Source organism: Pectobacterium sp. 1950-15 (assembly GCF_037136835.1).
Lineage (GTDB): Bacteria > Pseudomonadota > Gammaproteobacteria > Enterobacterales > Enterobacteriaceae > Pectobacterium.
In genome coordinates this window covers 34,801-47,901 of sequence record NZ_JBBBQR010000021.1, presented here as the reverse complement: position 1 = coordinate 47,901, position 13,101 = coordinate 34,801, and the positions used below count along the sequence as shown (strand labels likewise).

9 protein-coding genes and 1 pseudogene are annotated in these 13,101 nt (G+C 55.1%); 2 read left to right on the top strand and 8 right to left on the bottom strand.

From position 1 onward, the window contains the following. Nucleotides 1-3: 3 nt before the first annotated feature. The 6 genes from WCT94_RS18690 to WCT94_RS18665 form a co-directional block, all read right to left on the bottom strand. The gene (locus WCT94_RS18690; RefSeq protein ID WP_336871032.1) at nucleotides 4-942 is read right to left on the bottom strand and encodes a LysR family transcriptional regulator; all 939 of its coding nucleotides are present in this window, start codon (nucleotides 940-942) and stop codon (nucleotides 4-6) included. A 136-nt stretch (nucleotides 943-1,078) separates the two neighbouring features. Next, nucleotides 1,079-1,837: a CDP-diacylglycerol diphosphatase gene (locus tag WCT94_RS18685; RefSeq protein ID WP_336871030.1), complete on the bottom strand. Its 759-nt coding sequence runs from the start codon at nucleotides 1,835-1,837 to the stop codon at nucleotides 1,079-1,081. A gap of 232 nt (nucleotides 1,838-2,069) precedes the next feature. After that, nucleotides 2,070-4,079 carry a TonB-dependent siderophore receptor gene (locus WCT94_RS18680; protein WP_336871027.1) on the bottom strand — a complete coding sequence of 670 codons (2,010 nt, stop codon included), beginning with the start codon at nucleotides 4,077-4,079 and terminating at the stop codon, nucleotides 2,070-2,072. Between the two features lie 194 nt (nucleotides 4,080-4,273). After that, nucleotides 4,274-5,521, bottom strand: coding sequence for an MFS transporter (locus tag WCT94_RS18675; RefSeq protein ID WP_336871026.1), 1,248 nt, complete (start codon nucleotides 5,519-5,521; stop codon nucleotides 4,274-4,276). After that, nucleotides 5,518-5,940: a hypothetical protein gene (locus WCT94_RS18670; protein ID WP_336871023.1), complete on the bottom strand. Its 423-nt coding sequence runs from the start codon at nucleotides 5,938-5,940 to the stop codon at nucleotides 5,518-5,520. Before WCT94_RS18670 ends, WCT94_RS18675 begins: the two co-directional genes overlap by 4 nt. Before the next feature lie 112 nt (nucleotides 5,941-6,052). After that, entirely contained in the window at nucleotides 6,053-7,021 is a 969-nt protein-coding gene (locus tag WCT94_RS18665; RefSeq protein WP_336871020.1) for a helix-turn-helix transcriptional regulator, read from the bottom strand. A gap of 287 nt (nucleotides 7,022-7,308) precedes the next feature. On the opposite strand from WCT94_RS18665, the gene WCT94_RS18660 reads away from it, so the two are divergent. Further along, nucleotides 7,309-9,108 (top strand): ABC transporter ATP-binding protein, encoded by a 1,800-nt coding sequence (locus tag WCT94_RS18660; protein WP_336871068.1) that lies wholly within the window; start codon nucleotides 7,309-7,311, stop codon nucleotides 9,106-9,108. Beyond that, nucleotides 9,108-10,898 (top strand): ABC transporter ATP-binding protein, encoded by a 1,791-nt coding sequence (locus WCT94_RS18655; RefSeq protein ID WP_336871066.1) that lies wholly within the window; start codon nucleotides 9,108-9,110, stop codon nucleotides 10,896-10,898. Before WCT94_RS18660 ends, WCT94_RS18655 begins: the two co-directional genes overlap by 1 nt. 34 nt (nucleotides 10,899-10,932) lie before the next feature. On the opposite strand, the gene WCT94_RS18650 is transcribed toward WCT94_RS18655, so the two are convergent. Together WCT94_RS18650 and WCT94_RS18645 are read right to left on the bottom strand one after the other, a co-directional pair. Further along, complete coding sequence (locus WCT94_RS18650; RefSeq protein ID WP_336871018.1) at nucleotides 10,933-11,670, bottom strand: LuxR family transcriptional regulator; 738 nt, start codon at nucleotides 11,668-11,670, stop codon at nucleotides 10,933-10,935. Nucleotides 11,671-12,121: 451 nt separating this feature from the next. Beyond that, nucleotides 12,122-12,776 (bottom strand): annotated as a pseudogene (locus WCT94_RS18645) (DUF3313 domain-containing protein). Nucleotides 12,777-13,101: the final 325 nt, after the last annotated feature.

The following is a 13,101-nucleotide window of genomic DNA, read 5'->3' as shown; positions in this document are numbered from 1 at the left end:
CGCTCACAGGGTCGGCAGTGGCGGAGCGGGTGAGCGCAGTTTGTCCTGCGCCAGTATGGTTTCAATCATCAGTTCAGCCAGCGGCGGTAGCGCTCTCTGCAAACAGGTGACAATGCCGAAACGGGTTTGCATGTTTCCCCACTCCGGCGGTGTTCCCGTCAGCGGAATTTCTACCAACTGGTGGCTTAATCGTCCCAGTGCGAAGCCATCCTCACTGGCGAAGCTGATGGCCTGCGTATGTCGCAGGATACTGAACACGGAATAGATATGGTCACACTGAATTTGCGGTCGATAATCGGGCTGGCGAGTTAAGGCGGCCAGCACCTTGCGCATACCGACGGGCATAAAAGGGGAGGCGAGAGGAAAGCGCAGCAAATCGTCCGGCGTCACGGTTGCCTGCTGTGCCAGCGGGTGTGAAGAGTGGCAGATAAAGAAGCAGCGCTGCCGGCTTAATGGCTGCACGTGGAGATGGGTTTCCATTTCGGCCTGCCAGGTATCGGCAACGATAAAAGGCCATTCGTCGGCCAGCAGTCGCTCACGCAGAGACTGCCAGTTATCCACGCTGTAGGTAACTCTGGCGCGTGGGCGAAGGGCATGGAAATGTGCGACCGCCTTGGGGATCAGCGTGGTCGAGGGGGCGGGGCCACAACCAAACGTCAGTTCACCTTCCTGCGCCTCGCTGATCTGCCGCATGTCGGTCATCAGCTCCCAGGACAACTCCTGCATGCGTCGGGCAAACGGCAGCAGCGTATTACCTTGCCACGTCAGCGCAAAGCGACGGCTCTGACGATCGATAAGCGGATGTCCCATCGTTTGTTCCAGCGCCTGAATGCTGCGGCTGAATGCCGACTGTGACAAACAGACGGCTTCTGCGGCCTGTACAAAACTCCCATGTTCGGCCAGCGCAAGAAAATTGCGTAATTGCCGTAAATCCAGATGCATGTTGCAGCTACCTAACCTATCGATTTTCCCCACTTTTTAGGCGGAGGTTGGCTGGCAACGCAATGAACAAAAAGTCATAAGTTATAGCGAATTGATTGCTAACGGTCTTCAGGCCGCCGTCTGACGCGGCCAGCGGCTATTTCGCCAGCGCACAGGAAAAGTCCTGAATTTCTTCCACCGATCCGAGGCTCATATTGAACACGTCAAGACCGCTGGCGAGCAGCACCTTTTCGCCGGCTGGCGTGGAGACCATTGCGAGGCCGTATTTGCCGATAGATTCATTCCGCTGCTGGGCGTAGCGATCGAGTGTTTTGAACGGATCGCTTTGCGTCAGTTCGTTCGCCGTGAGCGTTTTTGCCAGATAGACGTGTCCGTTAATTTTCACTGGCAGCGTTTTCCAGTCGGCAGAGAGCGTTGAAAACTGCTGGTTCAACGTCTGATAAATTTCCGGGCGCAGGCAGGCAATGTGGATATGCAGCTGGTTTTGCGTGCGGCCGTAGCGCGAGTTAATCGCCAGCGAAAGATAATCATCTTTGATCGGTTTACCCGCTTCGTGCGACAGATGGCCGCGTCTGTCCCATGCCTGCATAAAAAAATTGGGTGTGTTTTGCTGTAAGAGTTCAGGGCTTTCTATACCGCTGATTTTATCCGTTGGAAGCAGCAGGTCATGATAGGGGCCGTTTCTGTCATCAAAAAGCACGTAACCTTCTGCCAGATTGACTTCCAGACAGGGCGCGGAATTGCCATTACGCTGCTGATTGGGCACGCACTGTTCGCTGACGATCTCCCACAGTGCATTGCTGTTTCCCCGGCTAACCTTCCACCCTATTGTCGCGGCCGCTGCGAGTAAAATGATGGCAGAAACAGTGAATATCAAGATCGTGTTGCGTTTCATGACGGGTCTCCGGCAGGCGCACCAAGCGCTAAGTAGCAGGGAAAAACGGGGCATGATCAGTCAGTGACAAGTCAGTATGGGGCCGCTGCGATGTCATTAATATGACTTTGGTGAAAGGAGAAGGGCTAATCGGTAAGGGATTGTAAGAGAGAGCGGTGGTGGAATAGCACGCGACGCTGCCTTTTAACCTGCATAGCAATGTGATTAAAAGGCAGCGAGAAAACGACAGGAATCAGAACAAGTCGACCCGCACGTCCACGCCAACGGTTCGACCTTCGTTGACCTGTGCGTAGCCCGATGTGTCGCTCATGAAGCCAAAGGTGCGATAGCGGCGGTCGAAGACGTTATCCACATAGCCGGCGATATTCACCCGGTCGGTCGCCTGCCAACTGAGGCGCAGGTCGGTTGTGGTATAGGTGCCCTGACGCAGCGCGTTGTCGCCGTCGAAGTAGTGCGGCCCTACCACGTTGAAGGCCAGACGTGGCATTAACGCGCCGAACGAGGTATCAATCAATCCGTTCAGGCTGGTGCCGGCACCGTAGCGCGGGACGAAGGGGACGCGTTTATCCTGATAGCTCTCACTATCGCCCGTAAATTCAGAACGGACATAAGTACCGTTGATATCCCATGACCAGTTGGGAACGAATTGCCACTTCAGCATCATCTCTACGCCGCTGGCGTCGGCGCGGCCTGCATTGCTAAGCGTTTGCATACCGACCGGGCCGGAATACAGCTGCATATCACGCGTATGGGTGTGGAAGACCGCGCCCTGAAGTTGCACATCGCCACTCTGATAGCGCGAGCCGATTTCATAGTTAATCGATTTCTCCGCACTATACGGAATAGCCTGCGTGCCAGCAGCAGGCGAATAGTTAAAGCCAGTTGGCTTGTAGCCCTGTGCGACGCGGGTATAGACACGCCAGTCATTATTCAGCAGGTAGCTGGCGGAGAGCTGTCCCAGTACCTGATCGTCATCGACGCTATTGCTGTCGCCCACGTTCATGCCGGAGAACTGCTGGCGGTAACGGGTTTCGGCTTTATCGTGCGATACGCGCAGCCCGCCGCCCAGATCGATACGGTCGGTCAGGTGCCAGGTCAGATCGCTGTAGGCGGCTAACGTCTCCGTTGACGTATTGGCATTGCTTTTCATAAACGGAGAACCTGTCTGAATGTAGGTCAGATCGAGTTTCTGACGTGTGTTCTGTCGGTAAAGGCCGAACACCATATCTACCGTGCGGCCTGCGCCGTGTGTCGCCGCACGCAGTTCCTGCACGTCCTGATTCCAGCGCTCCGGCATGTCGGCAATCAGCGTACCGTTCGGGAAGGTGCGGTCATAATTCTGCTGCTGCCATGCGCCGATCAGGCTGAAGATCCAGTTATCGGTGGTGTATTTTCCGCTTAGTGACTGGCTGTGCGTGCAGCGGCGCAGTTTAGGATCGGGTGCGCCCGCGGCGATCTCCAGCGTCCGGTTTTTCGCATCGCCAAACGGCAGATAGGTATCCTGTGTGGCGCGCGTGCAGTCTTCCGTTAGTGCCAGACTGGTTTCCCACGGTTGGCCTTCGGGAGCCAGTCGCAGCCGAAGATTTCCGACGCTGGATTTTGTCCCGCCGAGGTTGTCGCTACCCGTCGCGGGGTTGGTCATCGCGCCTGAATCGACCTGGCGCAGCAGCGTGACGCTGCCATATAGCAGACCATCCTGAATGGGGCCGCTGAGGTTGATTTTGCCGTGATAGCCGTCGCGGCTGGCGACGCCGCCTTCGACATAGCCGCGCGGCGTGCTGTCCGGCTGCTGGGTCACGATGTTGATAATGCCGCCCTGTGCGCTTTTACCGTACAGCGTTCCCTGCGGGCCTCGCAGCATTTCAATGCTTTCCACATCGGAGAGTGTCTGCACGGTGTTGGTGGCGAGCTGCGGTACGCCGTCTACGTAGACCGTCACCGCCGGGCTGTAGAAATCCTGTGCGGAAGACACGCCGCGCAGTGAGATCGAGGGGAACAGCAGGCTGCCGTTATTACCGAGGTTCAGGCCGGGCATCACGCGGGTCAGCTTGTCAGTGCTGGTGACACCCGCATCTTTCAGCTCCGGTGCCGTCACGACGGTGGAAGAGACGTTGTTGGCCGAGGCGGAATAGGGCGATTGTTTGCTGGCGGAGACAACGAGCGTATCGTCCTGAGCGGCAAAAACGCAGGACGAGAGAAATACGCCGGTTAAGGCAAGCGGATAAAGACGCATTATTTTCATTATGAAATCCCTGAAAAACTAAAATCGATGTCAAAGGCAACGGTTTCATCACGACACGCGTTATGACGGTACGAAAGCGCGTAAGACAGAGAATGATGAAAGTTAAATGATAATCGTTTGCATTTTTTGATCTACCCGTATCGGGTCTATTTCAACCCGAATACAGTAGGCTGCCTGCCCATTTTTCCGTTTTGTTAATCCCGCCCTTGCTGGCTTATGATTGCTGGTGCAGCACCGTCAGAAAACACGCGGGAAAGCCGCACAGATAGCTGTTTGGCGGGCCACAGGCTGGCGACGGCGAAGCAGGCCAGCACGCCCAGCGTGGTCTGGTAGTTCGTGTGATGTGCTAACTGGAGCGCGGTAATCGACACGATCATGGCGACAGCGGCATCGGTAGATTGGAACAGCGCATAGTCGGATGCAGGCTGATGCGGTCTGACTACTCCCATCAGGACGTTGTATAGCGTGACAAACCCGACGGCGGCGGCCAGATTGACCACGCCAAAGAGCACGATCCACATGTTCAGCGCAAACAGCGGATAGCCGACGGCTAGCGTGATAGCGAGTAGCGCGTGCGTGACCATCACGGGCAGCAGGCAGCGCAGTGCGCCCATACGACGAATCAGGACGTTGGCGAGCACAATCCCTACGCCGCTCACGGCGGTGCTGTACACGGTCATGACGATGCCCAGTTGGCTCAGGCTAAGCTGTCTGTCGATCAGCATGACGGTCTGTAGCGCCATCATGCCGCGCATCGCCAGATAGAAAATGGCCGTGAAGGCTAATACCGGCCAGAGCGCGTTGAACGTCAGACGGTTGAGCGTCGGGCGTACGGTTTGCTGAGTCGGATGATGCTGAATTTGGGGTTGCCGGGTATAGCGCAGCGGCAGGATGAGCATCAGCAGCGACAGCCCTGCCAGCGCGAAGAAGCCACCTCGCCATCCCGCCTGTTCTGCAATGCTCAGGAACGCATACGAACCAAACAGAATACCCAGATAGCTGCCGCCGACCTGTGCGGTATTCGCCAGTGCGCGGCTGGCGGCGCTGGTGGTACAAATCGTGATGCCATCGGCATAGATATCGTGGCTGGCGGAAAGCAGCGCCAATAACATCAGCGCGATGACGATAGTCAGGACCGAGTGCTCCGGTGAAATCATGCCAATCCCGACCAGCATCGACGCCATCGCGATCTGGAGCAGCGCCAGACTGCCTAAATAGGGATTACCGCGCAGAGGAAGCGCGTGACGCTCGCCCCACGGCGCCCAGAGGCATTTGGCAATCCACGGCAGAAAGGTCAGCGACAGCCAGCTTAGCTGCGCTAGATCCAACCCGGCGTGGCGAAAATAGCCCGCCACGCCTTGCATAATGAGCGCGGTGATCATGCCCTGATGAAGATAGAAACACCAATAGGGAAGGTAGCGTGTCATCGAGCTGTCTGTCATGGTTTGTCGCTATCCAGCAGCGTTAGCGCCAGCGCCTGTGCTTCAAGCGAGGTGGCAACGACAAAATAGGCATACGGTGCCTGCCCGGACTGCGCCCAGTTCTCCGCCCATTCCACGTATTTTTGCCTTTTGGCCTCGTCGCTTTCGATACGAATGGCACCTGCGCAGTATTGCTGTTGCAGGCTGGTGTTATCGCGCGTCCACTGGAGGTAAGCATTCATAAAGACGGGGGAACGATGGGGCAGATCGGCACCGGTCATGCAGAGTACAAAGCGTTCTTGTGCGGCATACAGTTGAGCGATCTGCGCCATATAGTTAGCGGATTCCTCGTCGGGCACCTGTTCCGGCATGTGTAAGAACACCACCGGCCAGGCGTGTGTATCAAGGAAAGGGTGTGGTGTTGCAATAGAATCGGGCATGACAGTTTCTCCTGCTTATCATGGAGAAAATGATAATCATTCGCTGTTATGACGCTACCCGAATCCGGTCTATTTGTACCCGCATCGGGATTAACGGGGCGTTGGTTTTCTGCTAAATGTTCAGGCGCTTGAAAGCAGAAGGCGTAACGCCAAACTGCTTTTGAAAGGCGGCGCTAAAGTGGCTGGCGTTGGCATAGCCCAGATCGGTGGCAACCACCATGACGGGCGCACCCGTGACGAACAGCCGACGGCGCGCTTCCTGCATACGTTCGGCCTGAAATAGCCCATAGATACTGTTATTGAAGAGCTGGCGGAACCCGCGTTTTAGCTTGAGTACGCTTAATCCGGTTTCTCTGGAGAGCATGGCGATAGTGGGGGCCTGTGACAGATCCGCCAGCAACAGATCTTTGGCACGCAGTAGCTTTTGGCGATCGGCCAGGCTGAGCGTGTCCTGCTGGGGAACCGCGTCGGCATGTCCGGCGACGGCGAGACTCACTAGAATCATGCTTTGCCCCAGCAGCCACAGCGGCGCATGGCGGTTTTCACCGGCCTGCTGCGGGTGCGTCAGGCTGGACAGCGCATGGCTTAATACCTGAGCGGTTGCCCGCATTTCGGCATTGCAGTCGCAGTGGGTGCAGAGTCGGCCGGAATCCAACTGTTGTTGCAGGTTACCGGTGAGATCCGGCACCCAGTTAGCCAGTAATTCAGGGCTCAGCGACACGGTGACGCTTTCAAACCGTCCGGCATAGGACGAGGTGCCCTGACAGTCCGGGGTGTAGCTAATGCAGCCCGAATCTTGCTTCAGCACGTGCTCCCGTCCCCGATCGCCTTTCAGTGCAAATTGCGAATCTCCCTGCAACGAACAGGAAAAATTGACGCGTCCCCAGTCGTCGTGCAAATGCATGGTTGTCGGCTGCCGGAACTGCCCACGCCACACCAGAATATCCAGCCCTTCCTGAAGCGTCGCGCGCAGCAGGCTACAGTCCGCACCGGTATCCGGCCGTACGACGTGCAGCTCCGCGATCAAATTCGAAATGGTGACTTCAGGCTCGCTGGTGGCTTTCAGTGGGGAGGCGTTCAATGGGCAGGCTCCTGAAGATACGGGTTGCTGTCGTCGGACGATCCGGCCATTGGGCGGTCCGAACCTTGAACAATCATAGCAACGCGGTTGATGGCGGTAATCCCATACCGATTCGGGTAGAAATCGGCTCGAATCGGGTAGATACGCAATTGAGAATAGTTATTATTCCTGACTTTATTGCCGCCGTCGAGTTGATTTGCTTGTGTTCCGGGTAAGCGGCTGTGCGGGAAGGAGAAAAGAGAAAAACTATGCCACATTCCGCTGTTGAGGACGGTTCATCCGCTGCCATGCCGCATCCTGCGCCACAGAACCGTGCCTGGCACATTATGCACCCCGTAAGAGGGCAAGTTCGTCTGGCGATGTGCCTGTCGGGGCTGTCGGTTCTGGCTGGCATCGCATTTCTGCTTTTTCTGACGTGGAGTATCCGGCTGCTCATTTTACACCCCGCGTCATGGCCGCTGTTGACGATGGTCGGAGCGGTGCTGTGCCTGAGTGCTAGCTATCTGCTGCGTCTGCTGGCTTTTAATCAGTCTCACTATGCTGCGTTTCGGCTGGAAAATCAGATTCGCAGCGCGCTGGCGGAACAGTTGGCGCGGATCCCGCTGGGCGAGGTGCAGCGCCTGGGCACTGGTTCGCTGGCGAAAATCGTGCAGGACGATGTAAAAGCACTCCACCTGTTTGTGGCGGACAGCACGCCGCTCTATGCGCGTGCTTTTGTGGCGCCGCTGTGTACGGGGGCGTTACTGTTCTGGCTGGACTGGCGTTTAGCGTTGGCGGCATTGCTGGTGCTGGTTGCCGGAGCTGTGGTGCTGAGGCTGGCGATGCGCAATGCCGGTGAGATGAACCAGCGCTACAACCAGGCGCGGGAAGCGGTCAGTACCGCCGTGATCGAATTTGTGCAGGCGATGCCGGTGGTGCGCACCTTCGATACCGGCGCGTCAACGTTTGGGCGCTACCAGCAGGCGCTGGAACACTATCTGGATGTGCTCACGTGCTGGTATCAGCAGGCGGGGTTCTCGGCGCGTTTCTCTTTCGCCGTGCTTAATCCACTGCCAACGCTGCTGGTACTGGGCTGGGTGGCCTACGGTTTCTATCATTCTGGCGATCTTGATTTCAGCCTGTGGGTCGCAGTGCTGCTGCTCGGTAATGGCATGGCGGAGGCCGTTATGCCGATGATGGCGCTGAATCACATGGTAGCGAAAACCCGATTGAGTATCAGCCGGATTCAGGACGTGCTGGCGCTGTCGCCGCTGCCGGAAGCGGAAAATGGTGTCTTGCCCGCCGATGCCAGCGTGAGTTTTGAGCAGGTGAGTTTCCGCTACGACCGACATGCGAGCGACTGGGTGCTGGAGGACGTCAGTTTTCAGGTGCCGGCAGGCTCGGTTACGGCGCTGGTGGGGGCGTCTGGCGCGGGTAAAACCACCGTAGCACGGCTTATTCCTCGCTTTTGGGATGTGACGGCCGGGCGCATTTTGATTGGCGGCGTCGATATCCGACAGATGCAAACTGCCACGCTTATGCAGCAGGTGTCGTTTGTGTTTCAGGAATCATTCCTGTTTGCGGACACCATCGCTAATAACATCCGGCTTGGTTTGCCTGAAAAAGGTATGGACGAGGTGATTACCGCCGCGACGGCGGCGCAGGCGCACGATTTTATCATGGCGCTACCGGAGGGTTACGACACGCTGGCCGGTGAGCGCGGCCAGTTCCTTTCCGGCGGTCAGCGCCAGCGCATCGCCATTGCGCGGGCGCTACTGCATAACCGGCCGATTCTGGTACTGGACGAACCCACGGCGTTTGCCGACCCGGAAAACGAGGCGGCACTGCTGGCGGCGCTTGGCGTCCTGATGCGGGGGAAAACGGTCATTATGGTGGCGCATCGGTTGTCGACGATTCGTGATGCCGATCAGATTGTGGTTTTCGATCGCGGTCGGTTGAGCGAGTCTGGCCGTCATGAGGCGCTGTTGGCTGCGCAAGGTCGCTATAGCACGCTGTGGCGGCATTATGAGCAGGCGCAGAACTGGGCGCTAGGCAACGCACCGTGCAGCACATCGTCGAGCAACGGACGGTCAGGAGATCGCGCGTGATGAACAAAAACCATACCGTCATAACAACGCGGTTATTTGCATGGTGGCACACGTACCGTCAACTGGAGCGAGTGACGGGGTCGCAAGCCCGCCAGTTCCGTCGATGCTGCCTGAGCCTACTGGCGGCAGCGATGATGCAAGGGCTGGCTCTGGCGTGCCTGTTTCCGCTGCTGTCGGCGTTCACCCATGCGGCTGCTGCCCGTGAGATCGCGATATGGCTGACAGTCATGACAATTCTAAGCCTGCTGACGCTGGTACTGCGCTGGTATGGTCAAGGGTTTGAATACCGTGGGCAGCTTGCGGCGGCGACCCATGAACTGCGTATGCGTCTGGGAGAACAGCTGCGGAGTATGCCGTTGACCACGCTTCAATCCGCGCGGGCGGGGGATATTAACGCACTGCTGTTGGGCAGTGTGGATGAAAACCTGAACTATGTGCTGGCGATAGTAAACCAACTGCTACTGGCTATCGTGACGCCCGTCGTGATAGCGCTCGTCATGCTGGTGGTCGAGTGGCGGTTAGGCCTAAGCTTGCTACTGCTTTTTCCCGTCATCGCGCTGCTGTATCGCTGGAGGCGACCTGCATTTGCGCACACGATGCAGGCGCTAGCGGAGGCTAACCAGCAAACCAGCGCCGATATTGTGGAATATGTGCAGGGGCTTGCCGTCCTGAGAACCAGCTGTCAGCAGGCTGAGCGCACATCAGCGCTGCGTCAGCGTTTTCAGCATCTACAGCAGATACAAACGTCGGCTCATCGTCGCGGAGCCAAACCCGGCGCGATGGTCACCAGCGTTGTGGAGTTGGGCCTTCAGGGCGTACTGATTCTGGGTATCAGCGGCGTTGTCGTGGGGGCGTGGGAGGTGGCCATCGTCGCTGCGATGATGGTGATTACCGTGCGCTTTTCTGAACCGCTGGCGACGTTTGTCAGCTATACGGCCGTGCTGGCGCTAATTGAGACGGCGCTGCATCGCATTGACGATCTGCTGGCCATTGAACCGCTGCCCGTGTGTTCGCCGATGGCGGTGCCGACGACATATGCGATTACATTCGAGCAGGTTGGTTTCCGCTATGTGGATGAGGCTGAACCGGTGCTTGATGGGGTGAACATCATACTGCCGGAGAAGGGGATGACGGCGCTGGTTGGGCCGTCTGGCTCGGGGAAAACGACGATAACGCGACTGCTGATGCGTCATGCGGATCCGCAACGCGGGCGCGTGTGTATCGGCGGCGTGGATATTCGCCACATTCCTACGCGTGAATTAAATCGGCTGATTTCCGTGGTGTTTCAGGATGTCTATCTGTTTGATGATTCGGTGCTGGCAAACATTCGGATGGCGCGCCCGGAGGCCAGCGACGCAGAGGTTGAACGGGCTGCGGAAGCTGCCCAGTGTCTGGCGTTGATTCAACGGCTGCCGCAGGGATGGCAAACGCGGCTGGGTGATATCGGTGGCCGATTATCCGGCGGTGAACGGCAGCGTATTTCAATTGCGCGGGCATTATTGAAGGATGCGCCGATAGTGATTCTGGACGAACCGACAGCGGCGTTGGATACCGAAAGCGAACTAGCCGTACAGCGGGCGATTGACAGGCTGGTGCAGGACAAGACGGTTATCGTCATTGCCCATCGGCTATCGACGATTGTGGGGGCACATCGAATTCTGGTTGTGGAGAAGGGCGTTATTTCCCAGCAGGGAACGCACAACGAATTACTGCGTGCTGAAGGGCGTTATCGCGCATTGTGGAATGCGCAACAGAAAGGTTCGCACCTCTCCCATAATGCCCATATTTAAGGGGCATGTAGAGGAGGAATAGATTTGCTGGTGGTTATAACGGTTCCGGCTTGATGAGCTGCAATTCTACGCCCAGCCTGATGGCATGTTTGGCATTCAGCACGCCCAGTTTTTTTACCACATTGCCAATATGGAATTTCACGGTGCTGATTTTGATATCCAGAATCAGCGCAATTTCCGGGTAGGTTTTTCCCATGCTGGCCCAGTACAAAATTTCATTTTCACGTTGGGAGAAAATCTCTTTGTCGCCTTGTTTTCTGCTCTGAGGACTTTGCGTCATCTCTTTGTAAAGCGTGGTGATTTTCTCATGAATGGTAATGAGCAGCATTTGCAGCTTGTCTTTGTTTTCCTCAACAATACTTTCCATATCCGTTGGCGAGTGCTCTTCAAACATAATCGATAGCGCCGCCAGATTATTATTGTTGTCATGCAACACAAAGGTGTAGCCATTAACAATATCGTACTCTTTTGACAGATTAAAAATCTTGGAGAACTTCAGCTTAGAGTTAATAACAATGTTGTCTTCCCAAGAGAACGGCGAGACTTTATTTATCGCCGTCAAAATAACCGGATCGATATGCTGATAATTATTTTCTTTATAGGTATTAACCCATTCCTGCGGGTAATTTGAGATGATCACAACCTGAGATGGGTTCTTCTTGTTCATGATCATATAAGCGTATTTCAGGTCGCCATACTGCTTTAACTTTCGGCCGAGATAGCTTTTTATCGTGTTATTGATAATTTCATTATCAGAGCAAAATACAGACATGTAACGGCCTCAATAAAAAGCGAGAATGTACCCATGATATAGATGGCGTCATAAAAGTATAGTGCTGACCTATACCTAAGTCTAACTACTGTTACTCCATGATATCACTTATAATTTTTTCATGAACAGGGCAATTTATAAAAAAATTTAAGAAAGTAAATTTTAAAAAAATTGTTACAAATTGATTTGCCAACCCAGGGAATTACCCGTAATTTTGCTCCTGTTCTGTCTACTGAATTTAGGGTGTGTGGTGTTAAACCACGCGCCCTAAAAACAGCTCTCCCGTCATGCGGAGCTGGATAGTAAATAATCCGTTTTCGCTTATCAACCCCCATTGTCTCTTGCTGTTCATCGTCGAGCCTGTGTTGCCTTTCTCTCCGTTTTTGTTGGCGGTATATTGCCTTGTATAAAGAGGCGATGATAGGGCTAATGTTTTGATAATATTGCTATATCAAATTCTATTTTGCTCGTCAGCCGCTTTGTCGATACCCACTTCTGCGGCGCTCAGTGTATCCACGCTGGCGCTGACGTTCATGGCGTTCGGATACTGCTTCGCGACATAGGCATTGAGCAGGTTGTTGGTCGTCGCATCATAAATTTCAATGGCATAACTTACCGAGCCGTTGAGCAGGCCTTCCTTACCGCGAATAGATTGCACGATGTTGTATGGCCCGCCAGCCAGGTCGAATTTGGTAAATGTACCGGCAACCGGCGTGGTGGTATCGGCACCCGTCAGCGTCAGTTTCAGCCGCAGTGTACCGGGTGCAGGCGTCGTCACTTCGTTGAAACGGGAACGTAAGGTTTTACTGAACGTATCCTGCATATAAGCGACCAGCGACGGTTTGTCCTGCTGTGACATGTCACTAAATTGGTTGTCTTTTCCCTGATAAATGCTGGTGGGATCGATGATGATGTGGGTGTATTGCTGCCAGTCGACGACCGTGGTGTAGCGGTAAGGAATGCGATCCGCGTGCTCACCGGCGTTTTGCGCCAACTGTGACGACGATGCGATACCGCTGTAGCGCACGGGGGTTACTCGCACAGCCTGCGAGTATGACAGCCAAAGCCAATACGGTAGGACGTGCAATCCAGGATGATGTGAACATATGAGAATCTTGTAAAGAGAACCGCGAGGTTTTCTTCTCAGGCAACATTTCTGTCACGATTTGGGATAAGGTGTTGGCAAATTCTGCCGATATTAATGATTCAGGGAATGTCATCTGCACCTTAAGGATGCTAGCCGGCTGTTATATTTGAGAGGGCTGATATCTGTCTACTCTTCCGATGACTAGCATCGTTGGATGATAAGGTTGACACACTTAACAAATATTTACGTTTGATGCTGGATAAGATTGAAGAACACGACTATTACGTACAGTGGAGCGGTCGGATGTTGGTTCCTGTTTGCTCACATCTCGAATGTTGCCTTGT

Excerpts from the sequence above, each read along its gene's own strand:
- WCT94_RS18670 (WP_336871023.1), bottom strand. The coding sequence starts at position 5,940 with ATGCCCGATTCTATTGCAACACCACACCCTTTCCTTGATACACACGCC.
- WCT94_RS18655 (WP_336871066.1), top strand. The coding sequence starts at position 9,108 with ATGAACAAAAACCATACCGTCATAACAACGCGGTTATTTGCATGGTGG.
- WCT94_RS18690 (WP_336871032.1), bottom strand. The coding sequence starts at position 942 with ATGCATCTGGATTTACGGCAATTACGCAATTTTCTTGCGCTGGCCGAA.
- WCT94_RS18675 (WP_336871026.1), bottom strand. The coding sequence starts at position 5,521 with ATGACAGACAGCTCGATGACACGCTACCTTCCCTATTGGTGTTTCTAT.
- WCT94_RS18650 (WP_336871018.1), bottom strand. The coding sequence starts at position 11,670 with ATGTCTGTATTTTGCTCTGATAATGAAATTATCAATAACACGATAAAA.
- WCT94_RS18680 (WP_336871027.1), bottom strand. The coding sequence starts at position 4,079 with ATGAAAATAATGCGTCTTTATCCGCTTGCCTTAACCGGCGTATTTCTC.
- WCT94_RS18660 (WP_336871068.1), top strand. The coding sequence starts at position 7,309 with ATGCCGCATCCTGCGCCACAGAACCGTGCCTGGCACATTATGCACCCC.
- WCT94_RS18685 (WP_336871030.1), bottom strand. The coding sequence starts at position 1,837 with ATGAAACGCAACACGATCTTGATATTCACTGTTTCTGCCATCATTTTA.